This is a genomic window from Mesorhizobium sp. P3_A10, from assembly GCF_056403175.1.
Window position 1 is genome coordinate 53,313 of record NZ_JBFUFZ010000010.1, and the last position, 23,031, is coordinate 76,343.

Genomic DNA, 23,031 nt, shown 5'->3' on the forward strand with positions numbered 1-23,031 from the left:
CTACTCGCTAAAATGATCATGGCTGAAGCTTTCAAATTCGAACTGGTTTCGCCGGAGCGCCTGCTGGTTTCCGAGCAGGTCGAGTCCGTCGTCATTCCGGGCGCCGAAGGCGAGATGACCGTGATGGCGCATCACGCACCGGTGATGACGACGATCAAGCCGGGCGTTGTCACGCTGAAGACAGCGGCAGGCCAGGAAGAGCGCTATGTGGTGTTCGGCGGGTTCGCCGACATCGTGCCGTCAGGCTGCACGCTGCTGGCAGAATCGGCCGTGGCCGTGAAGGATGTCGATCGCACCGATCTCGCCCGCCGCATCCAGGAAGCCAAGGAAGACGCTGCCGACGCCAAGGACGACCAGACCCGCAGCAAGGCAGAGCAGTTCCTTAGCCAGCTCACCACTCTGGAAAGCGCCATTCTGCCGGCGTAAGGGCCGGCTATCTCCTCGTCATTCCAAGCGGAGCGAACGCGAAGCGGAGCGCAGGCTTGGGACTCATGCCGCGACATTAGTAGCGCCGAATGAGTGTTCGGTAGCGATCCTTCGCGCCCCCTCTGTCCTACCGGACATCTCCCCACAGGTGGGGAGATCGGCTGTCATTGCGGGGCTTGCGCCATCTCCAACGTTGCAGGACCAGCACCGGCATCCGGGCTGCCTATCTCCCTCCTTGTGGGGGAGATGTCCGGCAGGACAGAGGGGGGCGCTGTCCCGCCAACGTCAGAGTTCGGTCCTCAACGCTTTATTGTTGCGGCACTGATCCCAGCGCATAGCTCAGGATTGTTCACTCTGTATGCCGAGTGCGGCGAAGGCCAGAGCCGGACCGCCCCGCCGCAGGTGGACGAGATGGACGGCGACGAGTTCAATCAGCGTCTGGCGCTCGGCGTGGTCCCTGGCGAAGCCGGCGAGGTCGAACACCGCCGCCACGGTTTCGTTCGCCGGCAGCTGCTGGCTCAAAAGTGCCGTCAACGCCGTGTCGAGCGGATCGGTGAAATGGCTTTCGGGCAAGGTTGTTCCGCGCGCACCGCAAGCGGCAATCCAGGCCGCCACCACAAGCGTGAGATGAACGAACTCAGTACCGGCTTCGAGGCACTCGATGGCCGACGCGACAATCCGCTGCGGCAGTTTCTGGCTGCCGTCATTGGCGATCTGCGCCGTGCGGTGGGCGAGCGCGGTGTTGGAAAAACGCTCAGTGAGCTCGGCCGTGTAGGCTGATGTATCGAGCCCGGCATCCTCCGGCAGCGTCGAAGCGGCCTCGGCCCACAAGGCATCGACGAACTGTCGGATTGCCGGATCGGCGAAGGCGCGGTCGACCGTGGCGTGCCCGCTGAGCAAGCCGAGATAGGCGATCCCCGAATGCGAGCCGTTGAGCAACCTCAGCTTCATGTCTTCAAAGGGGCCGACATCACTGACCATGGTGACACCGAACTTTTCCCAGGCCGGCCGGCCCGCCGGGAAATTGTCTTCGACCACCCATTGGCAGAATGGCTCGGTCATCACCGGCCAGGCGTCGTTGAACCCAAGCTCAACAGCGATGCGCGCCCGGTCGGCGTCGGTGGTCGCCGGCACGATGCGGTCGACCATGCTCGAGGGGAAGGCCACTTCGTCGGCGATGTGCCGGGCAAGGTCGGCATCGCCAGAAGTGGCGAGCCGGGCATCGCCTGTGGCGAGCCGGGGGTCACGCTGCTTGGCAAATTCGACCAGCAGCCGGTGCAACGTGGCGCCATTGGCCGGGAGATTGTCGCAGCAGAGCACGGTGAAAGGCGGGGTGCCGGCGGCGCGGCGCCGCGCCAGCGACTCGGCGAGAAAACCATGCGCCGTCTTCGGGCTTTGCGGGTTCGCCAGATCATGGACGATGTCGGGATGGGATGTATCGAGACTGCCGTCGGCGGCCCTGAGATAGGCCTTTTCGGTGATCGTCAGCGTGACGATGCGGGTGCGCGGATCGGTCAGCACGGCCAGCACCGCGCCCGGGTCTTCCGGCGCCACCAGCAGCGACTGGATCGAGCCGACGACCCGCAGGCTCTCACCGTCGCTGCTTCTCACCGCCAGCGTGTAGAGACCGTCCTGCGGCGCCAGCGCGTCACGCGTGTCGGTGCTGCGCAAGGACACGCCGACAATGCCCCAGCCGGTCTCGCCGGCCGCCAGGCAGTCGTCGACATAGGCCGCCTGATGGGCGCGATGGAAAGCGCCGACGCCGAGATGGACGATGCCCGGCGCGACACTGCCGCGGTCATACGAGGGAACGGCGACCTGTTTCGGTAATGACTTTAGCTTGCTGACGGAGAGATGGCCGTGCGTCATGACATGCAAAAGGGTTGAGGGGTGGAGTGCATGGCGGGGTTCCTGCGCGGCAAATCACAAGCGGCGTAACACCTGTTTCCCGATGCCGCAAGGATGCCGATGTCCGGCAGCGGCGTTGACATCGTTCCGGCCCGACCGTACCGATACCGGGCCTGGGAGGAGCCGCCTTTCGATGATCGCGCTGACCGATCCGGATCTGCTGTTTCCGCCCGAAGCGCAGTCGCGTTCGTTGGCCCGCGACCTTTACGCCGGCGTAAAGGATCTGCCGATCGTCAGCCCGCACGGCCATACCGATCCGCGCTGGTATGCGCTCAACGAGCCGTTTCCCGACCCGGCGCAATTGCTCATTGTGCCGGACCACTACATTTTCCGCATGCTGTTCAGCCAGGGCGTTCGTCTGGAGGATCTCGGCGTGCCGACGCTCGACGGCGCGCCGGCGGAGACCGACGGCAGGATCATCTGGCGGCGCTTTGCCGAGCACTACTATCTGTTTCGCGGCACGCCGACTCGGCTGTGGCTCGACCACGTGCTCGCCCATCTGTTCGGCATCGACGAGCCGCTGAATCCGGCAACAGCCGACCGCCACTACGACACCATCGCTGCACTGCTGCAGCGCGACGAGTTTCGCCCGCGTGCTTTGTTCGAGCGCTTCAACATCGAGGTGATCGCGACGACCGAGGGCGCGCTCGACGATCTCAAATGGCACGAGGCGATCCGCGACAGTGGGTGGCAAGGGCGTGTCGTTACCGCCTATCGGCCGGACGCTGTCGTCGATCCCGATTTCGAGGGGTTTTCCGCCAATCTCGATCGGCTTGGCGAGATCACCGGCTGCGACACTGGTGGTTGGGCCGGCTATCTCGATGCGCATCGCCAGCGGCGCGCCTTCTTCAAAGGTTTCGGCGCAACGTCATCCGATCACGGCCATCCGACGGCCGACACCGCCAATCTTTCGGATGCCGCCGCCGCCGAACTGTACAGCCGCATCCGCGGCGGCTCGGACGATGAGCGCGAGCGCAAACTGTTTCGCGCCCAGATGCTTACCGAGATGGCCAAGATGAGCCGCGATGACGGGCTGGTGCTGCAGATCCATCCCGGTTCCCTGCGCAATCATTCGCCGGCTATTTTTCGAAAATACGGCCGGGACAAGGGCTTTGATATCCCGACCCAAACCGACTATGTGACGGCGCTGAAGCCGCTGCTCGACTGTGTCGGGCTGGAGCGCGATCTCACCATCATCCTCTTCACGCTCGATGAAGCCAGTTATGCGCGCGAACTGGCGCCGCTGGCCGGCGTCTATCCGGCGCTGAAACTCGGGCCGGCCTGGTGGTTTCACGACAGCCCGGAGGGCATGCGCCGGTTCCGCGAGATGACCACCGAGACCGCCGGCTTCTACAACACCGTCGGTTTCAACGACGACACCCGCGCCTTTCCGTCGATACCGGCTCGCCACGATGTGGCGCGTCGGGTCGACTGCGCCTTTCTCGCGCGCCTCGTCGCCGAGCACCGGCTGCGCGAAGACGAGGCGCATGAGCTAGCGCGGGAATTGGCCTACACGCTGGCAAAAAAGGCCTATCGACTCTGAGCTGACGCTTGCGCTTTTTCAGCGCCTTGGGGGTCGCGGGCCATGGAATACACGCAAACGGTGGACACGATGAGCATGACCAGGATCGATCTCTCCGCCTTCAGCCTTGCTGGCAAGCGCATCCTCGTCACCGGCGCCAACACCGGCATCGGGCAGGGCATAACCTTGTCGATCGCGCGCGCCGGCGGCGCAGTCATCGGCGTCGGCCGTTCGGCGATGGACGATACAGCTGAGAAAGTCGCCGCAGCGGGCGGACAGTTCGAGGCGGTAGGCTGCGATCTCGCCGACCATGCCGCCGCACAAGCGATGCTCGACCGCGTCTGTGAGGAAACCGGGCCGCTCGACGGCCTGGTCAACAATGCCGGCATCATCCGCCGTGCCGATGCGGTCGATCTCACCGAAGCCGATTGGGATGACGTCACCGACGTCAATTTGAAGACGGTGTTTTTTCTCAGCCAGAGTTTTGCCAGGCGCGTGCTTGCCGAGCCGGGACGGCGCGGCAAGATAGTCAATATCGCCTCGGTGCTGAGTTTCCAGGGCGGCATTCGCGTTGCGTCGTATACCGCCTCGAAACATGGCGTGCTCGGCATCACAAGGCTGCTCGCCTGCGAGTGGGCGGCAAAAGGTATCAACGTCAATGCCATCGCGCCGGGCTATATCGAAACCAACAACACCGAGGCGTTGCGCGCCGATCCCGACCGCAGTGCGTCCATCCTGGCGCGCATTCCCGCCGGGCGCTGGGGCGGACCGGAAGACATCGGCGACGCCGCCGTGTTCCTGCTGGCGCCGGCGTCCAACTACATGCATGGCGCGGTGGTGCCGGTGGATGGCGGCTGGCTGGCGCGATAGGAGTAGCAATGAACAAAGCAAAGATCTTTGCGCATGCCGGCGAGGGCGCGTGGACGCCGACCCCGGACGGCAATCGAAGGCGGGTTCTGCTGCACACCGATGAGCTGATGATGGTCGAGTTCGGCTTCGACGCGGGCGGCGTTGGCGCGCTGCATTCGCATCCGCATGTCCAGGCGAGCTATGTCGCCGAGGGCCGCTTCGAGGTGACCGTCGACGGCAGAAGCGAAATCCTGGAGACGGGCGGCAGCTTCATCGTCCCGTCGAACCTCGTGCATGGCGTCAAAGCGCTCGAGGCCGGTCGGCTGGTCGACAGCTTTACCCCGCACCGCGCCGATTTCCTGGACTGACACAGTCTTCTCCAGGGTTCCGAAACGAAAAGCCCGCGCCTCGAGAGAGGCGCGGGCTTGTTGCCTGGGCGCTTGTGGCGCCGCGGTACTCGATACATCACCGCAGGGTCGGGACGGTGCCGCAAGATGGTGAAAATAGATTTAACAGGGCTGGATTAGCCCCGCTTTATCGGCCAAGCAGGACGGCAGGTCTTTGGCGAGCCGAATGCCGGCGGAACGAATGGCGCGGGCGGACTCAACCATGCATCCGCTTCAACAGCAGGCGACAAGGTGATGCAAATATCGGCGGCGAGCCTCCCGGCGCAGGATCCCAAGCGGCGTGTCTTGAAGGACGTGTTCGGCTTCGACGACTTTCGTCCCGGCCAGGCCGATGTGATGGAGGCGCTGCTGGCCAGGCGTCATGTGCTGGCCGTCATGCCGACGGGTGCGGGCAAATCGCTCTGCTACCAGGTTCCGGCGCTGGTTCTGGGCGGGCTCACCATTGTCGTTTCGCCGCTGGTGGCGCTGATGCAGGATCAGGTCGCGGCCTTGCGGCTTGCTGGCGTTGCCGCCGATACGATCAACTCCTCGATCGAGCGCGATGCCAATATCGCGGCGTGGCGCCGTGTCGCGGCGGGCCAGACGCGCCTGCTCTATCTCGCACCGGAGCGGTTGATGACCGCACGCATGCTCGAGGCGCTGGCCAGGCTCGATGTCCGGCTGATCGCCGTCGACGAGGCGCATTGCATCTCGCAATGGGGGCCGGCGTTCCGGCGCGAATATGAAGAACTGTCGCGGCTGCGCGATATTTTCCCCGATGTGCCGATCATTGCGCTGACGGCGACGGCCGACGAGGCCACGCGCACCGACATCGAAGCGCAATTGTTTGCCGGACGCGTCGAAACCGTGGTGCTGGGTTTCGACCGGCCGAACATCAAGCTTGCCATCGAGGCCAAGCAGGACAGCAAGCGCCAGCTCTTGAGCTTCGTCCAGGGTCATCAAGGCCGCAGCGGCATCGTCTATTGCCTGTCGCGCAAGAAGACCGAAGAGATGGCGGCGTTCCTCGACAAGAACGGCGTCACCGCTCTGGCCTATCATGCCGGCATGAGCAAAGAGGCGCGTGACGCCAACCAGAACAGTTTCATGACCTTGTCCGGCGTCGTCATGGTAGCGACCATCGCCTTCGGCATGGGCATCGACAAGCCGGATGTCGCCTATGTCTTCCACACCGACCTGCCGGGCAGCCTGGAGGCCTACTATCAGGAAATCGGCCGTGCCGGCCGCGACGGGCGGACGGCCGAGGCGCATATGCTGTTTGGTCTCGGCGATATCCGCATGCGCCGGCTTTTCATCGACGACGAGGACGCGCCGGCGGAACACAAAAGGCGCGCCCATGGCCGACTCAATACGCTGATCGGCTATTGCGAGACGGCTGAGTGCCGCCGCCAGGTCCTGCTTGGCTATTTCGGCGAAGAAGCATCGGCTTGCGGCAATTGCGACACCTGTCTCGACGAGGCGCCGCGCGCCGATGGCGGCGCGGAGGCGCGGATCATCCTCGCTGCTGTGCGCGAGACCGGCGAACGCTTCGGCGCGGGCCATGTCGTCGACATTCTGCTCGGCCATGAAACCGAGAAGGTGCTGGCCAGGGGGCACCAAAGGCTCGCCAGCTTCGGGACCGGACTGGCACACAAGAAGGATTTCTGGCTGTCGCTGATCCGCCAGCTTGTCGCAGGTGGCTTTCTGGTACCGGATCCCGGTGGCCATGGCGGCCTTGCCATCGCGGAAAAAGGCCATGCGCTTGGGCGAGGCGAAATGGCGTTCCAGTACCGCGTCGAAATGCGACTCCGTGCATTGCGCGGCAAGGCCCGCGCCGGCCAGACTCCCAAGGGCGAAAATGTGGATGCGTCGCTGCTGGCCACGCTCAAGACGCTGCGCCTGCGTCTCGCCAAGGAACGCCGGGTGCCGGCCTACGTGGTGTTTTCCGATCGCACGCTGATCGACATGGCCGAGCGTCGCCCGCATGACCTCGACGCCTTCGCCGAGGTCAATGGCGTGGGTGCGGCGAAGCTCAAGGAGTTCGGCGAGATTTTTCTGAGCGCGATCGACGCGCATCCGGATCCGGCGTCCGGTTGAGAGGGTTTGGGCCCTAGTCCGGGTAGCTAGCGCCCTGCTGCAACGGGAGTGGCCAATTTGCGCCGCACATGGCTGGGGTTATCGAAACACCTAGCGCGGGAGGCTATAGCCTGCCGGAGAAAAGGGGCGACGACAATGACACATTAACGAGCGGCGTAGCCGCTTACCGGGCAGTTCTGCGTTATGGGAACAGAATAGGGACCTTCAATGCCCTTGCAGGTGCGAAACTTTCCCGTCGCTGGCTTGGCCGGCTTTGGCTTCGGCGCCTGCCGCGGATTTGCCGCCTCGCGTTGTGGCTCACGTCTCGGCTTCGCACGGACAACCGGCTGCGGTTTCCCCGCCTTTTGCGGCGTGACGCTGTCCTGCTTGCTCGCCTCCGCCGCGGACGCCCGTTGGGCGCGATAGGTCTTCAGGGCGGCGTCGGAATCGAGCTTCAGGCGAGCATATTGCTTTGGGGTCAAGAAGGTGGTCGCGGACAGGCCGTTCGCTTCCTGCCAGAGGCCGATGGCCCGGCGCGTCTTGGCGCCGAAAGTGCCGTCGGCATCGTCCAGATCATAGCTGAGCGCCAGCAACCTCTCCTGCAGCTCGACTTTTGCCTGACGATCAAGCCCGAGCGCACTCTCCGTCAATTCCGTGCCGGTCTCGTTGCCGGGATCGGCGTTCGCGGCCGGAGTTTGCTCCGGGGTGGTGGATCTTGCCGTATCGGTTTCCGCCTTGGCCGCCACTTTCCCCTTCTCGATCTCATCCAGGTTGAGACGCGCCAGAGCGGCGAAAGCTCCGTTCGGAAACTGCTTCAGATAGGCTTCATAGTGGGCAACCGTGTTGCGCTTGGAGGCCTCGTCCCACACGCGTTGTTCGACGTCCCATGAGCGAGAGTCGCTGCCAGCGGCCTGGTTCGAAGGTTCGCCGCTCGGCGCCTGCGGAGGTGCAACCGCTGCCGCCGGCGCCTGCGGCCCGAGGAAGACCTCGCGACCAAGCGAAGCATTGTGCCAGGGCCGCTGGCGGCCGTTTGTCTCGGCCGCCACCTCACCCCGCACGCGGGTCAGCGCGCTCTGGATTTCCACGCCGGGCTCGGCGAGATGCCTGGCGAGAGAGGTCGTATAGGGGCTGTTGGCGCCGTTGCCGTCATAAGACACCGCGCCGGGGTCGGTCGCAAAGGCGATCAGCACGCCCCCGGTGCCAACATCCGTCGGGCTGATATTGATCGGCGCCAGGCCCGGCGCTGTGGTCGAGCGGCTCTTCGGCAACGAAGCGGCCAAGGTTCTGGCCAGAGGATTGTCCCGGCAGGCATCGAGGATGACGATGCCGACGGCCGGATCCGGCGGCAGGGCGGCCAGCAGCTCGTCGATCTGGATGGTGCGCGTCTTGAGATGCGACGGCGCCGTCAATTCGGCGTCGACCGGAATGAGGTAGTTCTTGCCGTTCACCTGCATGCCGTGGCCGGCATAGTAGATGAGCGCCGTGTCCGCGTCGTAGGAGGCCTCGGTAAACCTGTTGAGCCGGTCACGCATGCCGGCATAGTCGAGGTCGACGCCTTCGATGACATTGAACCCGGCATGCCGCAGCGTCTCGGCCATCAGGCGCGCATCGCTTGCCGGGTTGGGGAGCGCCGGCGCATAGACATATTTGCTGTTGCCGATGACCAGGGCCACGCGATTGCTGTCAGCCGCGAACAGGCTTGCCTGCGACAGGTCTGCCGCAGTCAGCAAAAGCAATCCAACAATGATGGCCCAGAACCTCATCGGTCGCACTCATGATCAAGTTGCGTGCTTTGCCAACTTAACCCGTGCTGCCAGTCTCCACTATGAGATGGCTCACTCTTCGCGCCAAGCAACCAGTGTAGCACACCAGGGTGGCCTTCGCATTCAATTCAGCGAACTGCTTACGGCGATGCCGGGTTTATCTTCGGCACGGCCTCACGGCCAGGAACGCACCATTGCGTTCGTCGAAAGCCAGGCCATCAACGGCAGCGCCACCAGGAGCGCCAGCGGAGCCCCCGCCAATCGTGCCGCGTTCAGGTCGTCATGCTGGAGCCGGCGCCATATTTGTACGGTCGCCGAGACAATGAGCAATGCGTAGAGGCCTGCCAGAACCCAGCCGAGTTGCTTGCCCGTAACCGGAATGCCGGCCCGATTGAGCGCGTCAGGGTATTGGCGTCGATGCTGGCGCAGTCGCCTTCCAGCAAGCAAGCTCGGCCACCGTCAACGATGGCAACTGGCACACCGTCGCCTTGAATTACAACACCAACAATGGTGGCGCGAACTCGTACTATATCGACGGCAACTCGGAATGGTCGGCAACTCTGCATTTACGTGGACGCTAGGCTCCGGCCCGCCACGGATTACTCTCGGCAACGGCTATAATGCCTTCTGGCCCCAGTTCGTCGGCGATCTGGCTGAGGTCGCTGTCTGGAACAGGCAGTTGGATGCGGCTGAGATCAATGCACTAACAAAGGACTTTTCGCCGGCAGGTGTGGCGAAGAACGCCCTGAAGTTCCATGCGCCGCTGGTTCGGCCGGCGCGTGATCGGTTCGGCTCCACCATGACGGCCCGACAGGAACGACGGTCAGCGACCATGGTCGGGTTGTCTATCCGGCGTTCTAGGCGAGAGCCGGCGATTGCCACGCCGCCGGCTGCGGCCTTTCCGAGATCCTAGTTGTCGATCGTGACGCGACCGGCAGGTCCGGTCGAGGCGAAAGTCTGTTGGATGCTGCTAAAAATCTGATCCGTATACCGGCCATTGTTTGCCACAAGGTCCAGTGCGAAGAACGCGAAAACCGCGACCAGCATCAGCATAAACGTCCGCATCGGAACTCCCTCAAGAGGGAATTAGGCCGCCTGAAGGTTCCAGACAGCGTGTTTGCGCATCCTCAACACCAGCAGGCGCGTAGCCGCAAACGGTGTCATGACGAGGAACGCCATGGCGACGCTGATCATGAACGACAACAAACAGAATGCGCTGGGGACGTAACAAACGGCTTCCATAAACCTAACCCCTTCAAAACCACCCATTTACCCTGGTGGCCTCCTCCGTCCGCTCTCTAAGAATGATCCTGCTTCGGGAGAAATACAAGCTGCCGCTAATACACGATAGCGAGATGATTTAGGATGCGTGACAGCGAGCTTACGGAGCGTCCCGGCCGCGGCTGGTCTCGCTGGGCCGAGGGTTGCCCGGCGATATCGAGCGCAAATAGTTTTCAGTTACGGTTCGGCGGCTTGTAGCTCTCCCACCGCGATAGATCGGTCTCGATGTCGAAGCGGGACGCCTCGAAGTTGGTGCCGCCGCTGATGACCTTGTTTTTGACGTCGATCAGCCGATACAGCTCGTCGACCTCGTCGTCGACAGGGCGGGTCGATCGCACTACCCGCAGCCATAGCGATCGTGCTCGATCGCAAACGTCCTTGACCCGGCTCATTTCTTCCTCCCGTCAGTCTCCGTGCTGCTCGAGGTTCTCTAAGCATGATCCCGCCTTGGATCGAATGCAAGCGGTCGCTAATGGAGGCGAGATCGGAGGCGAGATCAGCCGGCGATTGCCAGTCCGAACGCTATTCCCAAGCCGATAGCGAGGCCCATCATGAGCTTGCCGGCCATATCTAGGGCGATGGTGCGGACGGCAGCGCGCACGTCTGTGCGGGGCTGCGAGAGGGCTCTGGAGAGGTCATCAAATACCGTGTCCATGCGCCGATAGTAGATCGGAAAGCGGCGAATGTGAATCCCAGCCTCATGGTGTTACCGCACCAGTGCTTAGCGGCTGCTAATTTAAGCCGCGCTGGCGAGGCTCCTACCCAGGCAGGTAGGGGCTAAGGTCTTACACCATCGCGCAAAAGTCTGATGCGCCAGAACAGGCTGGAACAATAGCGCACTCTGCAGGTTGGACCTGCGCCGGGCCTCCAACGCCCTGAGCCAACTAGCGCCTGCCGCTACCGTGAATGGAGCGGCAGGCTTTTCCGTAATCAGGCGAGGAAGACTTTCGGCATGCCTCGCTGCAGGATTTTCAGGAGGAGGAGTAACCATGCCTATCAGGCGAAAGGCTGTGGATGCCGGGATTCTTGATACCGCCGAACTAGCCTTGCTGGGGCGGGTTTTCGACCATCTCAAACTCGCTGACCAATCAGCTGATGCGCTGGGCAGACTAGCCTCACGGATCATCGCCAACTACATGGCCGGCGTGATTGATGAAGCGGAACTGATATCGCTTTCTAAGCAACCGCTAGGCCGGTAGCAGAGCGACAGAAAGTCGTTGCGACCTGTGCGCGAGCGTCAGGACGCGATGCGGACCCATGGCCTGATCAACTAAGGCCGCCTGCCTTCGACCGCCTCAAAGCGGCGCTTGAACTGGGCGATCCATTTTTCGAAGGCAAAGTAGCTGACGCTGGCAGCACTCACCGCGAGCGTCAGCGCTGTCAGCCAAACCATCCAATAGTCCGAGGCATTGTTTCCGATATCGATGGGTCGACCTTGCATCATTGCAACCCTGCCGATCGAAAAGACGATGCAGAAGAAATGGAACACGTAAAGCCCATAGGAAATTCGGCCCAGGTAGCGCATCGGGGCGGTTGAAAGAAACCAGGCCAGAAGGGGTGCTCGCAAACCGGCATCCACGGTTGCTGCAAACATGAGCGCGGCCAACGGATAGCTCAAGGCGGAGCCGGTAGCTGATGCCCAAGGCGGGGTCATATTCAGAAAAGCCACGGCCGCCGCTACAGCCGCCGCCAGGGAATAAACCCAATGCCATTGCGGCCGAATGACGTACAGGGCCATCCCGGCAAGTACGGACTCCGGCCGCAGGAACGGTGTTACCCACACCAGCGGGTGCCTGATCCCGAGGCTGAAGAAAAGCATTCGAGCGAGGAAGCAATAGGCGAACACTGCCGCAAGCGCCGCCAGGAATGCGCTCCTGCCGCAGCGACGGTAGGCCAGGAAGACGAACGGGATAAGCAGGTAGATCTGGAACTCGAAGGATAGCGTCCAGAGATGACCTGTGTTCGGGATAGAGATGTCGACGCCATGAAACCAGGCGATGACATTGTCGAGAAAGAGCGCATGGCCCGCCAAGCGTAGGAGGCCATTCCCATCGGTACTGCCATACACTGCAAGCATGATCACCGGAAACACGATCATGAGCGGGTAGATGCGCAGGAAGCGGCGCACATAGAAGTTTCGAATGCTGATGCCGCCTGTCTTCAGCCGCTCAGCGTCGAGCAAATGAAAAAATAGAAACGACGAAATTACGAAGAACAACTCGACACCGACCCAGCCGTGGTCGTGCAATATCGTCAGCGCGCTGGAATGTGCGAATGGCGGGACATGGTGAAAGAAGACGGCCAGGAAGGCCAGGAAACGAAGACCGTCCAGTGGTGCGATATAAAGGCGAGGCGTTATCGTCGGCGCCTCTATTAACTTTTGCTGAATATTCACCCGCAAGTCCCGTGAAAGGAGTACCCCCTAACTTGGTCACAGCAGCTTAGCAAGGGCGCAAGCATCGCCCCGGCCGGCTGGGCAGGCGAGGCGCTCACAGGAAGCATTAGGGCCACGGCGCCGTGCTCAGCGAGGTAGAGCGAAAAACAGCCAATGGATCTATGCGGGCTCATTCGCCCAGCGCTCAACCACCTTGCACAGGAAAGGATGCGCCGTTCATTCGCTGGTCGGACTGGCGCATTGGGGCTTTCGCGATGCCAAGTGGACCATGCGCTTGCCGCCTGCCGATTGGAAGTCTATGCCGGCCGGATATGGGCAGGAGGCCGAGCAGGCTTGGTTGCGGTGGCACGCTGCCACAGGCGCGCGCTAGGACGCGCGGCACGCTTGCGAACACCCTCGAATGGCTAAGCTCACAGCTTATGGCGATCGTGCTACCGCTACTCGATCGGTGACTGGGTGCGACCATGGACGGCAAGCATGCGATTGCGGACGCCGCTCAGGATATCATGGATCAGCTTGATGCCACGCTGCGGGCACTTCTTGCGACAGGCATACCGGACGACACGAAATTGGCTGTTGGCCAGCATATCAGCTATGCAACTCTGTCACTCGAGCACTTTATCCAGCAACTGCACGACGCATTCGATGCCCAACCCGACGAGTGATCCTCGGCCCTTGTGATATCCCTTGAGGATCGGCCTTATTCGCCCCGTCACCGACTGAAAACTCTTTTACGAATTGCCAGGAGCATGCAGGGACGGCGCCCAAGGGCATGAAGCGACCGGCGACGCAATGGGTCAAGCCGGGGCTGATTGGCCGTGTGAAGCACCTACGGGGCGAGGATGACCTGCGGCATGCCTCGCTGCAGGATTTCTAGGACGAGCCATCGTAGCGCGGCTTACTACACTGCTCTCAAGCGCTGTCTGGCTTGCGGGTTGACGATATCAGCGCGTCCTTCCCCGCTCATCATCGCCCACAGGTTCTTGGCCGCATGCCAGCCGATTGCTTGGGTTCCTTCTGTCGTCCAAGCCGCTACATGCGGTGTGCACAAAACATTGGGTAGCAAAAACAATGGGTCGTCGGTCTTCGGCGGCTCCTGGTCGAACACGTCGAGGGCCGCACCAGCGATCTGCTTGTTGGCTAGCGCTGCCCGCAGGGCGGTGTAGTCGATAAGCGATCCGCGCCCGGTGTTAACCACGATTGCCGACGGTTTCATCTTCGCGAACGCGGCGGCGTTCAGGATGTGATGGTTATCAGGACTCGGCGTTGCGTGCAGCGTCAGGAAGTCGGATTGCTCGACAAGTGTGGAGAACTCGACGAGTTCGATGCCTAGAGGCACTTCCTTCAGGAAGGGATCATAGGCGAGGATGCGGGCCTCCCAGCCCGACAGCCGTTGCGCCACGCCGCGGCCGATGCGGCCGAGGCCAAGGATGCCGACGGTGGCGCCGCGCAACGTCGCGCCATGGGTCAGGCCTCGCCATCCGCCACTCCGCATGAACTCGGGCGTCCATGTGCCAAGTTGTTTCGCCACTGCCAGCATGAGGGCGACGGCGTGCTCGCTGACCGTGAATATCTGAAAATCGTTGGGCGTGCTGGAAACCAGAATGCCGTGCTCGGTGGCAGCGTCGATGTCGATGCTGTCAACGCCAATGCCGTATTTGGAGATGTAGCGCAGATCCGGAAGCGCCTGCATGACGCGCCTGGTGATGCGCGTGCCACTTGCCCCCATCAAGGCGACGCATCCGCGCGCCTTGTCGATCAGCTCATCCTCGGTGAAGCGTTTGAACGGCATTTCCCAGAGCGCGTTGCCGAAAATGACGTTGACCCCACGCTCGCGCAGCCAGCCAAGCGAGGCGTCTGTTGGGTCGTAGCGTTCGAACGCGAGAACGTTGAGCAAACCTTGATTGCTCATGATGGTTCCCCTCAATTTGCCTCTCGAAATACCCCGGCGAAAAAGTTTCTGCCGATTTCAATCCGCTTGGGGCACCTCTACCTAGCCAAGGCATACGTTACGGCCAAATGCAGGATCGGTACATAGATGTTGCCATCCAACGTCGCATAGCGATGGTTAGGCCACTCGCGGCTGATCGCGGAAGCCCTTGGCAATTTCCCCGACATCAGGAATATAATCCTCCCGTTGCGGCGATCCCCTCAAACGGAGTTCGCTACCATGGCCAGGACCAAGCTTTCCAAGCAGCTATCAGAGACTGAAATCGAGCGCTTTCTCGTGGCAGCCGAAGCGCTGCACAGGAGCGTTGTCCAGCCGCTGCTGTCGCCTGGCTGCGATCACTTCCGAGCGCTTCAGGAAGCCCATGGGGCCATGCTGAAGACGGTCAAGGATATCACCGGCAAGGATGCGCCGTTCATTCGATGGAACGGGACAGGACCGGTGCGGCCCCCTACGGCTGGGTAGCGCCGGCTACCTTCCGCAAAATCCAATCCAGTAAGTCTGAATCGACATCATCGCTGTCGGTAAACTCGCTGATCAAACGCGCGGCAACCGACCGCCATTTGTCTTCAGGGATATTCTCTTCGATGACGGATTTTCTAAAAGCTTCGCGAATGATGTCGCAATCAAAGGCGGAAACGTAATTGTGTTGAACTTGGTCCACGCCAGCCTCCCGCGTTCATTAAAGGCGGGAGCACCTGAGTTGACTTCCAAGCGCTCGTTGCCGTGCAGACTGAGCGACAATCTAACTCTACGCTTTGGCGGCGGTTTGGCGAGTCATTTATCTGCGGAACTGGAAGCCCGTTGGCACGTTGCGCCGTTGGCATGACCGAAATACCGCCGAGCGCTGTAACCGTTGCAGTTCAGCGCTTGGTCAAAGAGACAGGCATCACCGAAGCACAAGCACGCGAGCTTATCGGCTTCCTTGGCCCCTACAATTGGTCGTCGCTGTTGCGCGAAGCGCGGATATTAAGGAAACCTACCGCCCGATGATCCGGCTGATAATGCTCTCGTCTGGCTCGTGGTCGAGCAAGTCCTGAAAGAGCATCTTGACGTGGCTTGCCCATTCGAGACGATCATGGCGAATCCCGGAGAAGCGCAGGCGAAATTTCAGGAAGGCTGAGGTCGGAAAGACCCGCGCGGCCTGGCTTTCGCTTCTGGCGAGCTTTCCGATGGGTTTGCAGCCAATCTGGCGGATCGCCGATCTTTTAGGAACAGGGATTTCTCTTTTCTAGCCAGCTTATCCTCTGTGGTCGCTCGGGCATGCCTCGCAGCAATCACGTAGTCGGCTCTGTTGGTTCGATAATCTTCTTTTGGCGCTGACATCGTTGTGATCTCCTATCGAGATCAACGCAGCGTCGCGGCAAGCCGTTCCAAAGAGTTTTCGATTTGGATTGCTCTTAGCCGCCACCGCCTCCAAGGCGCTAGCGCAACAGCATATAGGTGCCCATGCCGGCCATTAGGAGGCAGCGGCCATGCCGACCATGTCGCGCTGCCTGTAACGCCAGACGGCGCCAGCGAACATGGATGCAGTGATGGCGGCGAGGTAGAGAGGTAGCAAATGCAAGGCGCAGCCTGGAGGCCTATTGGACAGTTGGTTTGGGTATGAACTTGGGCGATTGTAAATCGTGGCCCAACTTTGTTGCCTGATCAATGCTAAGGACGATCGGGAATGGTTCACCTGCTGTCGGGAACATGAGCAAGACAACTTGGCCCATTTCTTCGCTCATAGCTACATTCCATTTCTGGAGAGCTATTGTCCTTTTCTCGAGAGCTATTGCCCTTTTTCCGGCCGTCATTTGATCCCCTCCGTCCATCCCCAAGGGAATAGTCGCGCAACCTGAAGGCGAGCGCAAGTGGACTCCTCGCGCGGGAGCTTATGGTCGGGGCGTCGGCGCCGACGTCATCTCAGTTGCCGAGCTACGCCTATTGGACGAGGCCCGGCATAACTCGATATAGCGGGACCACTTTCCGTTCGTGAAACGTGCAAGACACGTTCTTACGTTAGGTAATGCTAAACAACCCGCTGCCATGCCCCTGGCAGCGGGCCGTTGTCAGTCAAGCGGCTATTCACCTCCGCTGTCCAATAAGCTAACAGACGCGGCCGACAGCGCCTATGGTGTGATCGCGCTAAGCTATGCCGCCATCAACCCGGCCCACACCAGCAGGCGATAGACCGCAAAAGCCGACCAGATACAGCGACAGGGGGCGCAAGAACTGGCGATGGCCCAGGACGGAGTCAAGGTGCAGATCGAGGAGATCGCGCCAAAGTCGAAGAAGCGCTAGCAGCCGGCAAGAACGCGCTTGGTGAGGCTGCTCGACCGGCAGAGTGCTTCGTCAATCGTCTTTGTTTGGGTCGCTGCCAGAGTGCAATTTGGCTCGGATAGCTTCAAGCTCGGCGTGTCTCTTCTTGCGCTTGGCGTCCCTGGCCTTTTGCTCGGGAGTAGCAGTGCCGTTTGCTATGGCTGCTTCGTCGGCTGCTATCTGCAATTGCTTCCTGAGGCCCTTCCCCTTGGCCATAGCCGGTTGCGGAAAGGTCATGGCGCTTACAATTAAGACGGTCAAAATTGTCAGTAATGCCTTTCTCATGTTCCACCTCCTTCGCTTGATCGGGCAGGGTGCAACGCCTCGGCGGGGCCGTTTTCGACCCAACGGTGAGCGCCCGACGCTCGCCGAAGCTGGAATCGAGAGACGGGTGAAGCCCCCAAGCCCCGTCTACAATGTGCCCCTAACATAGGCCGGTGGCAAACGCGCGCTTTGCGTCTATTTCTTCCTCAGCCTAACCCCCGGCGCCGCCGCCATTCTCGGCGATGAACTCGACGCCGGCCGAGACCAAAGCACGCTCGATCGCAACCAATGCATCTTTCCGAGCCGCCGTATATCAGGAAGAACGTGCGTTGGTCGGGTGCCCAGGGCCGCCCTAATGAGCGTGATCCAGTAGTCTGGTCACCGCAGCCCTACGAGGATATTCGGAGTTCGCGCGATCTATGCCTTCAATGGTGATCGCAATGGTTCCGTTTTCGATCCTCGAAATCCAGCCTTTTGCTTTCATATACCAGATATGAAACTCCAGATGTTCCCGAGGGCAGCCTGACAATCGTTCGATTTCCACGTCGCCAATGCCCGAATCGTTGACATCCTTTCGACGTTTTACATACAGCAACGAGAGAACTTTAGCCTGGATGACGCTATCGCGTTCGATGCCTTTGGTGTCGGTGGCTTCCTGGGTCAGCTCGCGATGTATATTCAGCTGCTCATTGTAGTGAATGTCATATTGCGCGCGCTTGACGGGATCTTTGAGCGTATCATGTGCCTCGACGATTTCGCTGAAGCGCGCTTCGTCCCCGGTATTCTGGTTGTCGGGATGATAGCGCATGGCAAAATAGCGAAACACGCGCTCTATCGTTTCTGAGTTGGCGTTTCGGCTGACTTCTAAAAGCTCGTAGTAGTCAACGAACAAAGCGGTGCTCCCTCCAGCGCTATTATAAAAGCACTCGCCGAACGGCACGGCAAATTAATCATTAGTAAAGGGTTAATCACCTCCACCAGCACCGCAGGCTTCGCCCCAGCAAGGGCGCGCTTGACGATTTCGGCCTCGGCAGCGACACGGCGCCGAGCCTATGGCTCGCTACAGGGCCAATCTTCAGGCCTCGTCAAGCCAGAAGGCAACTCGGTCCGGGCGTCTCCGCAAGCCATGTTGAGCTGCCACTGGGACAGACCCGCCGAATCGGAAAGATCGAGGCCCTCGATACGGGTCAGAAAGAAAAAAGCGCTGTCAAAGTCTATCGGCGCGGTGAACGTCGCTCCTCGGAAGTCCGCCCGCGCGAGATTGGCAAACGAAAAGCGGCTGCCGCTGATATCGGCGTCATGGAACTGCGCTCGCCCCAATTCCGCCTTTGTGAAATCAGCATTGGTCAGATTGGCGTCCTGGAAATTCGAGCGCTGCACTTCCGCGCTCGTAAACACAGCGCCCTGCGCGTCCATACGGCTGAAGTCGGTCCTGTAAGCCTCGATTTTGTCGAACCGGGCGCCCTTGGCGGTCGAGTCGGCCAGGGAAGCACGCACAAGCGTTGCCTTCTCAAAATTTGCCCCAAGGAGATTGCTGTTCCTTAGGTCGGTCGAAGTGAAATCAACACCAAACAGGTTCGCCCCGCTCAGGTCCTGTCCTTTTAGGATGAGAAGCTTTTTGTCACAGTCCTGCCAATTGACGCCTGGCGTCGCCGCTGCGTCGCAATCTTGAGCGGCAGCGGCGTTCTGCCAAGCAAATACAATGCAAACCGCTAGAACCAAGCCGGATGCGCCGTAAGCTCTGGTTCGTCTCAAAGTCATTGTCGCTGGACCTCTGCTACTCGCCGACAATCAACCTTACCACATCTGCTGACACTCGAAAGCGACGGCGTTTTGCCCGCTAATCCCGCTAGTCCCCACCGCCAAATGAACAGCCCGCCACCGTTGAGGCAGCGGGCTAAAATGGTGGGCGTCGGACCTATTGAATGCAAGAGCCCGGCGGGTAGCGCTCAGGGTCGTAGTGCGACGGCGAGACGAGCATGAAATCGTCTTGAGTGCGCACAGGGATCATTCCGAAGTTGTTGCGGTAAGCGTGGTGGAACGGCAGAACGATCATGTTGGGTGCACAATTGCCAGTTCACTGAGGGGCCATAACGTGCAGCCAAGAAAACGTGGGGGAAAGCCCGGAAAATAATTTGGTGGGGCACCGCCGTGGGGCACCAGCATCAGGCCGCGCCGTAAATGGCGAAGCAAAATCAATTAGTTAGGAGGGCATCGGAAGAATGGCGGAGAGGGAGGGATTCGAACCCCCGATGGGCTTGCACCCATGCCGCATTTCGAGTGCGGTGCATTCGACCACTCTGCCACCTCTCCGCGGTCATGGTCGGCCGTTGCCGGCGCGGCGCACTAGATAACGGCTGCATCGGCAGGTTACAAGGCCCAATCTGCCTGTTATCCGGCTTCTTCGGCACAGCACCGTTTCCGAGGGGTGCGAACGTCCGGCGCCTTACCGTTTTGGGGGCGATTGCGGGACGTGGATGGTGTACAGCCGCAAACAGCCGGCGCAGAGGCGCTTGTCCTGGCCGATTGCCTTGACTTCACCGCAACCTTCGGTTAGGGACAGCGCGCAATCGGCGTGGAGGGTTCTTCCGCGCCGCTTGTTTTTTGAACCCGCAGACTGACAAAAAGACGGCCGAACCGCCAACGCGGTTCATCAAGGCCGACCGAACAGCGAAAGGCAAAAAATGTTCGCAGTCATTAAAACGGGCGGTAAGCAGTATCGCGTTGCCGCCAACGATCTCCTGAAGATCGAAAAACTCGAAGCCAATGTCGGCGATATCGTCGAAATCGGCCATGTTCTCGCCCATGGCGAGGGCGAGAATGTCACCTTCGGCGCACCGTTCGTCGATGGCGCTCTGGTCACGGCGGAAGTCGTCGAGCAGGGCAAGAACCGCACCGTCATCGCTTTCAAGAAGCGCCGCCGGCAGAATTCGCGCCGCAAGATCGGCCACCGCCAGCTTCTGACCACCGTGCGGATCGCCGAGATCCTGCTGGGTGGCGCCAAGCCGACGAAGAAGGCCGCCGTGAAGGCTGAGGCCAAGGCCAAGGCAGAAATTGCCCCCGAGGCGAAGGCCGAGGCCGCGCCGAAGGAGGCCAAGGCCAAGAAGGAAGCCAAGGTCGAGGCTGCTGAAGCCGTCGCCGCGCCGCTGTTCAAGGCGCCGAAGGGCGAGCCGGACGACCTGACCGTGATCAAGGGCATCGGCCCGGTCGCCGCCAAGGACCTTGCCGAGCAGGGCATCATCACCTTCGCGCAGCTGGCCAAGCTGTCGGACAAGGATGTCGCCAAGATCGACGAGCATATGCCGTTCAGCGCCGAGCAGATCAGCGACTGGCGCGAGCAGGCCAAGGAACTGGCGAAGAAGTAAAACGAACCGGCGAAACGATCGCCGGATCGGACTTGAAACGGAACGCGAACGCGTTCATAAGACCATTCAAGCGCCCTCGAGGGCGCATCGGAGTTAGTTAGATGGCACACAAGAAAGCTGGCGGCTCGTCGCGCAACGGTCGCGACTCGCATTCCAAGCGCCTGGGCGTGAAGAAGTTCGGCGGCGAAGCCGTGATTCCGGGCAACATCATCATTCGTCAGCGCGGCACCACGTGGCATCCCGGCGTCAATGTCGGCATGGGCACGGATCACACCCTTTTTGCGCTCGAAACTGGCGCAGTCACCTTCAACAAAAAAGCCAACGGCCGAACCTACGTATCGGTCAATCCGATCGCCAAAGCCGCGGAGTAGCCGGTTCCGTACGAGAACACCGGCACCCATCTCGGGAACCGGTGTCTGGCCAAGCCAGGAAATGGATCAGGGGAGATGGGTTTTCCATCTCCCCTTTTTCTTGTGCCTGGAGGACTGACATGGTTGCCGAAGCGGAAGACACGGACGACGAAAGTTACGCGATAGACTGCCCGGTGCTAGCCACCGAGCGGCTGGTGATGCGTGCACCGCGTGAAAGTGACATCGGCCAACTGGCCGCACTCGCCGACAACCGTCATGTCGCCGAAATGCTGGCCCGCATGCCGCACCCCTATGGCGAGGCCGAGGCGCGTACCTTCCTGGCGATGACGGCCTCGCGCCGGGCCGGAATCGCCTTTGCCTTGACGCTGGCGGGAACCGACACTTTCGTCGGCTGCGCCGGCCTCAACACCACCGATCGCGGGCTGGAACTCGGCTACTGGATCGGCGAACCCTTCTGGAAGCGCGGCTATGCGACAGAGGCCGCGCACGCGCTGGTCGACCTCGCCTTCCAGAGGACGACGATCCAGGTGCTGCATGCCTCGACGCGGGTCATCAATCCGGCTTCACGCAGGGTCATCCACAAATGCGGCTTCCAGTATGCCGGCCAGGGCATGCTGAACTCGATCGTCGCCGGCCAGGTGCCGGTCGAGCGCTACCGGCTGGATCGCAAGACCTGGACCAGCCTCAGGAACTGGGTGCATTTTTGATGGTTTATGCCGGTCAAGCCGATGGCTGATCATAGCAACGATATCGAAGCAGTCACGATTGCGCCGATAACGCCGCGCGATGTCGAGAGTTTTCACCAGGCGCTCGACATCGTTGCGCGTGAGCGGAAGTACCTGTCTTTCCTGGAAGCGCCGCCGCTCGATCAAACCCGAACATTCATATTGGACCGCATCGAAAGAGGCGATCCAGGGTTCGTGGCCGTTGTCGGTGGCGAGGTTGTCGGTTGGTGCGATATCTCGCGGCATGATCGGCAGATACATGCTCATCGCGGCACCCTTGGAATGGGAATTGTACCGGACTATCGGGGACGTGGCCTGGGACTGCGGCTTATCAATGCGGCCTTGGTGGAAGCGAGCAAGATCGGCTTTGTCCGTATCGAGCTTTCCGTGCATTCCGACAACGCCCGCGCCATCTCCCTTTACGACAAGGTCGGGTTTGTCACCGAGGGTGTGCAGCGCGACGCGGTCAAAATCGACGGCCAATACCTCAATACGATCATGATGGCGATCGTCGACCACAAAAACGCGGCCAGATGAACAATCGCCGGTCAGGCCGTCTCGAGCCAGACCGGCAGATGGTCGGAGCCGACTGCTTGCCGGTCGACCCACAGGCGCTTCAGCGATCCGGCGAGCGAGGCTGAGGTGAAGACATAGTCGATGCGTTTGTGGCGGCTCACATCGTCCGGCCGTTCGGGATCGACCCAGGTGACGAGACCGGGCGTGTCGAGGCGCTGGGCGACGTCGACGGCGAGATCGGCGGTCAGCGGCATGCCGAACTCATGATCCGGGCGGCCGGCGAGTTCGACATATTCGGGCGATCCGGGCAGCATGTTGAAGTCGCCGAGCACGATGAAGGCCTCGGGATAGGGCAGATCCGGCAGGCCGATCTCGGGAATGCCGGAGAGACCGCCGCCCTCGAGCGCATAGTTCAACAGGCGCTGGCGCAGGAAACGGATTTGGCTCGTGCGTTCGACCGGGCTGCGATGGTCGAGATGCGTGGAGTAGAAACGGATGAAACCGAGCGGCGTCTCGATCAACGCTTCCAGCGCGCCGCGCTGGAAGTTCATCGCTTCGAAACTGCGGCTGCGCGGCAAAAGCAGGTTGCGCGACAGATGAATGGGACTTTTCGACAGCACCATGTTGCCAAGCTGGAAGGTTGTGGTGACAGCCCGGCCGTTCTCGACGCGCGAGCCGACATTGACCTCGAAATTGCTGCCATAGGCGGCGAAATATTCGGGCAGCGCCTCGCCGATCTCGGCCACCATGTCACGGTTGCCGTTCCTGGGGTTGTTGCGGGTGACCTCCTGCAGGGCAATCACGTCGGCGCCGCGCACGGCGTCGGTGATGCGGCCGACATCGTATTGCCCATCGAGGCCGATGCCATACTGGATGTTGTAGGTTACAACCCGCATTCCACATCTCCCCGGCCCGGGCAAATTGCAACAGCGCCG

The 23,031-nt window shown here is 61.2% G+C and carries 22 protein-coding genes and 1 tRNA gene; 11 read left to right on the top strand and 12 right to left on the bottom strand.

The window, feature by feature from the left end; translation table 11 throughout:
• Window positions 1–18: 18 nt before the first annotated feature.
• Window positions 19–426 carry a F0F1 ATP synthase subunit epsilon gene (locus AC1DXU_RS28000; protein WP_477374226.1) on the top strand — a complete coding sequence of 136 codons (408 nt, stop codon included), beginning with the start codon at window positions 19–21 and terminating at the stop codon, window positions 424–426.
• Window positions 427–765: 339 nt separating this feature from the next.
• On the opposite strand, the gene AC1DXU_RS28005 is transcribed toward AC1DXU_RS28000, so the two are convergent.
• The gene (locus AC1DXU_RS28005; protein WP_477374228.1) at window positions 766–2,295 is read right to left on the bottom strand and encodes a mannitol dehydrogenase family protein; all 1,530 of its coding nucleotides are present in this window, start codon (window positions 2,293–2,295) and stop codon (window positions 766–768) included.
• Between the two features lie 172 nt (window positions 2,296–2,467).
• Between AC1DXU_RS28005 and uxaC the strand changes: the two genes are divergently transcribed.
• The 4 genes from uxaC (at window position 2,468) to recQ (ending at window position 7,185) form a co-directional block, all read left to right on the top strand.
• The gene (gene uxaC, locus AC1DXU_RS28010; RefSeq protein ID WP_477374229.1) at window positions 2,468–3,877 is read left to right on the top strand and encodes a glucuronate isomerase; all 1,410 of its coding nucleotides are present in this window, start codon (window positions 2,468–2,470) and stop codon (window positions 3,875–3,877) included.
• A gap of 69 nt (window positions 3,878–3,946) precedes the next feature.
• Entirely contained in the window at window positions 3,947–4,726 is a 780-nt protein-coding gene (gene kduD / locus AC1DXU_RS28015; RefSeq protein WP_477374370.1) for a 2-dehydro-3-deoxy-D-gluconate 5-dehydrogenase KduD, read from the top strand.
• Between the two features lie 8 nt (window positions 4,727–4,734).
• The gene (locus tag AC1DXU_RS28020) at window positions 4,735–5,073 is read left to right on the top strand and encodes a cupin domain-containing protein (RefSeq protein WP_477374231.1); all 339 of its coding nucleotides are present in this window, start codon (window positions 4,735–4,737) and stop codon (window positions 5,071–5,073) included.
• Between the two features lie 273 nt (window positions 5,074–5,346).
• Window positions 5,347–7,185, top strand: a complete 1,839-nt coding sequence (recQ, locus tag AC1DXU_RS28025) for a DNA helicase RecQ (protein ID WP_477374233.1) — start codon at window positions 5,347–5,349, stop codon at window positions 7,183–7,185.
• 143 nt (window positions 7,186–7,328) lie between these two features.
• On the opposite strand, the gene AC1DXU_RS28030 is transcribed toward recQ, so the two are convergent.
• From AC1DXU_RS28030 to AC1DXU_RS28040, 3 genes are all read right to left on the bottom strand, one after another.
• Complete coding sequence (locus AC1DXU_RS28030) at window positions 7,329–8,927, bottom strand: caspase family protein (protein WP_477374235.1); 1,599 nt, start codon at window positions 8,925–8,927, stop codon at window positions 7,329–7,331.
• 174 nt (window positions 8,928–9,101) lie between these two features.
• Window positions 9,102–9,374 (bottom strand): hypothetical protein, encoded by a 273-nt coding sequence (locus AC1DXU_RS28035; protein WP_477374237.1) that lies wholly within the window; start codon window positions 9,372–9,374, stop codon window positions 9,102–9,104.
• Between the two features lie 1,007 nt (window positions 9,375–10,381).
• Window positions 10,382–10,600 carry a hypothetical protein gene (locus AC1DXU_RS28040; protein ID WP_477374238.1) on the bottom strand — a complete coding sequence of 73 codons (219 nt, stop codon included), beginning with the start codon at window positions 10,598–10,600 and terminating at the stop codon, window positions 10,382–10,384.
• Window positions 10,601–11,197: 597 nt separating this feature from the next.
• On the opposite strand from AC1DXU_RS28040, the gene AC1DXU_RS28045 reads away from it, so the two are divergent.
• Window positions 11,198–11,407: a hypothetical protein gene (locus tag AC1DXU_RS28045; protein ID WP_477374240.1), complete on the top strand. Its 210-nt coding sequence runs from the start codon at window positions 11,198–11,200 to the stop codon at window positions 11,405–11,407.
• A gap of 71 nt (window positions 11,408–11,478) precedes the next feature.
• Here AC1DXU_RS28045 and AC1DXU_RS28050 read toward each other — a convergent pair whose 3' ends face one another.
• Window positions 11,479–12,603, bottom strand: a complete 1,125-nt coding sequence (locus tag AC1DXU_RS28050) for an acyltransferase family protein (protein ID WP_477374242.1) — start codon at window positions 12,601–12,603, stop codon at window positions 11,479–11,481.
• A 464-nt stretch (window positions 12,604–13,067) separates the two neighbouring features.
• On the opposite strand from AC1DXU_RS28050, the gene AC1DXU_RS28055 reads away from it, so the two are divergent.
• The gene (locus AC1DXU_RS28055; RefSeq protein WP_477374244.1) at window positions 13,068–13,268 is read left to right on the top strand and encodes a hypothetical protein; all 201 of its coding nucleotides are present in this window, start codon (window positions 13,068–13,070) and stop codon (window positions 13,266–13,268) included.
• Between the two features lie 236 nt (window positions 13,269–13,504).
• On the opposite strand, the gene AC1DXU_RS28060 is transcribed toward AC1DXU_RS28055, so the two are convergent.
• The 6 genes from AC1DXU_RS28060 to AC1DXU_RS28085 form a co-directional block, all read right to left on the bottom strand.
• Window positions 13,505–14,515, bottom strand: coding sequence for a hydroxyacid dehydrogenase (locus AC1DXU_RS28060; protein ID WP_477374246.1), 1,011 nt, complete (start codon window positions 14,513–14,515; stop codon window positions 13,505–13,507).
• Between the two features lie 487 nt (window positions 14,516–15,002).
• On the bottom strand, window positions 15,003–15,215 hold the full coding sequence (locus tag AC1DXU_RS28065; protein ID WP_477320285.1) for a hypothetical protein: 213 nt from the start codon (window positions 15,213–15,215) through the stop codon (window positions 15,003–15,005).
• 1,673 nt (window positions 15,216–16,888) lie between these two features.
• A complete protein-coding gene (locus AC1DXU_RS28070) occupies window positions 16,889–17,140 on the bottom strand; it encodes a hypothetical protein (protein ID WP_477374248.1) in 252 nt (83 codons plus the stop codon).
• Window positions 17,141–17,471: 331 nt separating this feature from the next.
• A complete protein-coding gene (locus AC1DXU_RS28075) occupies window positions 17,472–18,011 on the bottom strand; it encodes a DnaJ domain-containing protein (RefSeq protein ID WP_477374250.1) in 540 nt (179 codons plus the stop codon).
• 158 nt (window positions 18,012–18,169) lie between these two features.
• Window positions 18,170–18,880 carry a pentapeptide repeat-containing protein gene (locus tag AC1DXU_RS28080; RefSeq protein ID WP_477319972.1) on the bottom strand — a complete coding sequence of 237 codons (711 nt, stop codon included), beginning with the start codon at window positions 18,878–18,880 and terminating at the stop codon, window positions 18,170–18,172.
• A 462-nt stretch (window positions 18,881–19,342) separates the two neighbouring features.
• Window positions 19,343–19,432 (bottom strand) — tRNA-Ser (locus AC1DXU_RS28085).
• Window positions 19,433–19,803: 371 nt separating this feature from the next.
• Between AC1DXU_RS28085 and AC1DXU_RS28090 the strand changes: the two genes are divergently transcribed.
• The 4 genes from AC1DXU_RS28090 (at window position 19,804) to AC1DXU_RS28105 (ending at window position 22,117) form a co-directional block, all read left to right on the top strand.
• On the top strand, window positions 19,804–20,484 hold the full coding sequence (locus tag AC1DXU_RS28090; RefSeq protein ID WP_477374252.1) for a 50S ribosomal protein L21: 681 nt from the start codon (window positions 19,804–19,806) through the stop codon (window positions 20,482–20,484).
• A 101-nt stretch (window positions 20,485–20,585) separates the two neighbouring features.
• On the top strand, window positions 20,586–20,855 hold the full coding sequence (gene rpmA / locus AC1DXU_RS28095) for a 50S ribosomal protein L27 (RefSeq protein WP_013529063.1): 270 nt from the start codon (window positions 20,586–20,588) through the stop codon (window positions 20,853–20,855).
• A 119-nt stretch (window positions 20,856–20,974) separates the two neighbouring features.
• Complete coding sequence (locus AC1DXU_RS28100; protein ID WP_477374254.1) at window positions 20,975–21,562, top strand: GNAT family N-acetyltransferase; 588 nt, start codon at window positions 20,975–20,977, stop codon at window positions 21,560–21,562.
• A gap of 6 nt (window positions 21,563–21,568) precedes the next feature.
• The gene (locus tag AC1DXU_RS28105; RefSeq protein ID WP_477374255.1) at window positions 21,569–22,117 is read left to right on the top strand and encodes a GNAT family N-acetyltransferase; all 549 of its coding nucleotides are present in this window, start codon (window positions 21,569–21,571) and stop codon (window positions 22,115–22,117) included.
• Between the two features lie 11 nt (window positions 22,118–22,128).
• On the opposite strand, the gene AC1DXU_RS28110 is transcribed toward AC1DXU_RS28105, so the two are convergent.
• Window positions 22,129–22,992, bottom strand: a complete 864-nt coding sequence (locus tag AC1DXU_RS28110; protein ID WP_477374257.1) for an endonuclease/exonuclease/phosphatase family protein — start codon at window positions 22,990–22,992, stop codon at window positions 22,129–22,131.
• Between the last annotated feature and the right edge of the window lie 39 nt (window positions 22,993–23,031).

What these genes read in the sequence shown, in the direction of transcription:
- AC1DXU_RS28000 (WP_477374226.1), top strand. Translation starts at nt 19, where the DNA reads ATGGCTGAAGCTTTCAAATTCGAACTGGTTTCGCCGGAGCGCCTGCTG.
- AC1DXU_RS28005 (WP_477374228.1), bottom strand. Translation starts at nt 2,295, where the DNA reads ATGACGCACGGCCATCTCTCCGTCAGCAAGCTAAAGTCATTACCGAAA.
- uxaC (WP_477374229.1), top strand. Translation starts at nt 2,468, where the DNA reads ATGATCGCGCTGACCGATCCGGATCTGCTGTTTCCGCCCGAAGCGCAG.
- kduD (WP_477374370.1), top strand. Translation starts at nt 3,947, where the DNA reads ATGAGCATGACCAGGATCGATCTCTCCGCCTTCAGCCTTGCTGGCAAG.
- AC1DXU_RS28020 (WP_477374231.1), top strand. Translation starts at nt 4,735, where the DNA reads ATGAACAAAGCAAAGATCTTTGCGCATGCCGGCGAGGGCGCGTGGACG.
- recQ (WP_477374233.1), top strand. Translation starts at nt 5,347, where the DNA reads ATGCAAATATCGGCGGCGAGCCTCCCGGCGCAGGATCCCAAGCGGCGT.
- AC1DXU_RS28030 (WP_477374235.1), bottom strand. Translation starts at nt 8,927, where the DNA reads ATGAGGTTCTGGGCCATCATTGTTGGATTGCTTTTGCTGACTGCGGCA.
- AC1DXU_RS28040 (WP_477374238.1), bottom strand. Translation starts at nt 10,600, where the DNA reads ATGAGCCGGGTCAAGGACGTTTGCGATCGAGCACGATCGCTATGGCTG.
- AC1DXU_RS28045 (WP_477374240.1), top strand. Translation starts at nt 11,198, where the DNA reads ATGCCTATCAGGCGAAAGGCTGTGGATGCCGGGATTCTTGATACCGCC.
- AC1DXU_RS28055 (WP_477374244.1), top strand. Translation starts at nt 13,068, where the DNA reads ATGGACGGCAAGCATGCGATTGCGGACGCCGCTCAGGATATCATGGAT.
- AC1DXU_RS28060 (WP_477374246.1), bottom strand. Translation starts at nt 14,515, where the DNA reads ATGAGCAATCAAGGTTTGCTCAACGTTCTCGCGTTCGAACGCTACGAC.
- AC1DXU_RS28070 (WP_477374248.1), bottom strand. Translation starts at nt 17,140, where the DNA reads ATGAGAAAGGCATTACTGACAATTTTGACCGTCTTAATTGTAAGCGCC.
- AC1DXU_RS28080 (WP_477319972.1), bottom strand. Translation starts at nt 18,880, where the DNA reads ATGACTTTGAGACGAACCAGAGCTTACGGCGCATCCGGCTTGGTTCTA.
- AC1DXU_RS28090 (WP_477374252.1), top strand. Translation starts at nt 19,804, where the DNA reads ATGTTCGCAGTCATTAAAACGGGCGGTAAGCAGTATCGCGTTGCCGCC.
- rpmA (WP_013529063.1), top strand. Translation starts at nt 20,586, where the DNA reads ATGGCACACAAGAAAGCTGGCGGCTCGTCGCGCAACGGTCGCGACTCG.
- AC1DXU_RS28100 (WP_477374254.1), top strand. Translation starts at nt 20,975, where the DNA reads ATGGTTGCCGAAGCGGAAGACACGGACGACGAAAGTTACGCGATAGAC.
- AC1DXU_RS28105 (WP_477374255.1), top strand. Translation starts at nt 21,569, where the DNA reads ATGCCGGTCAAGCCGATGGCTGATCATAGCAACGATATCGAAGCAGTC.
- AC1DXU_RS28110 (WP_477374257.1), bottom strand. Translation starts at nt 22,992, where the DNA reads ATGCGGGTTGTAACCTACAACATCCAGTATGGCATCGGCCTCGATGGG.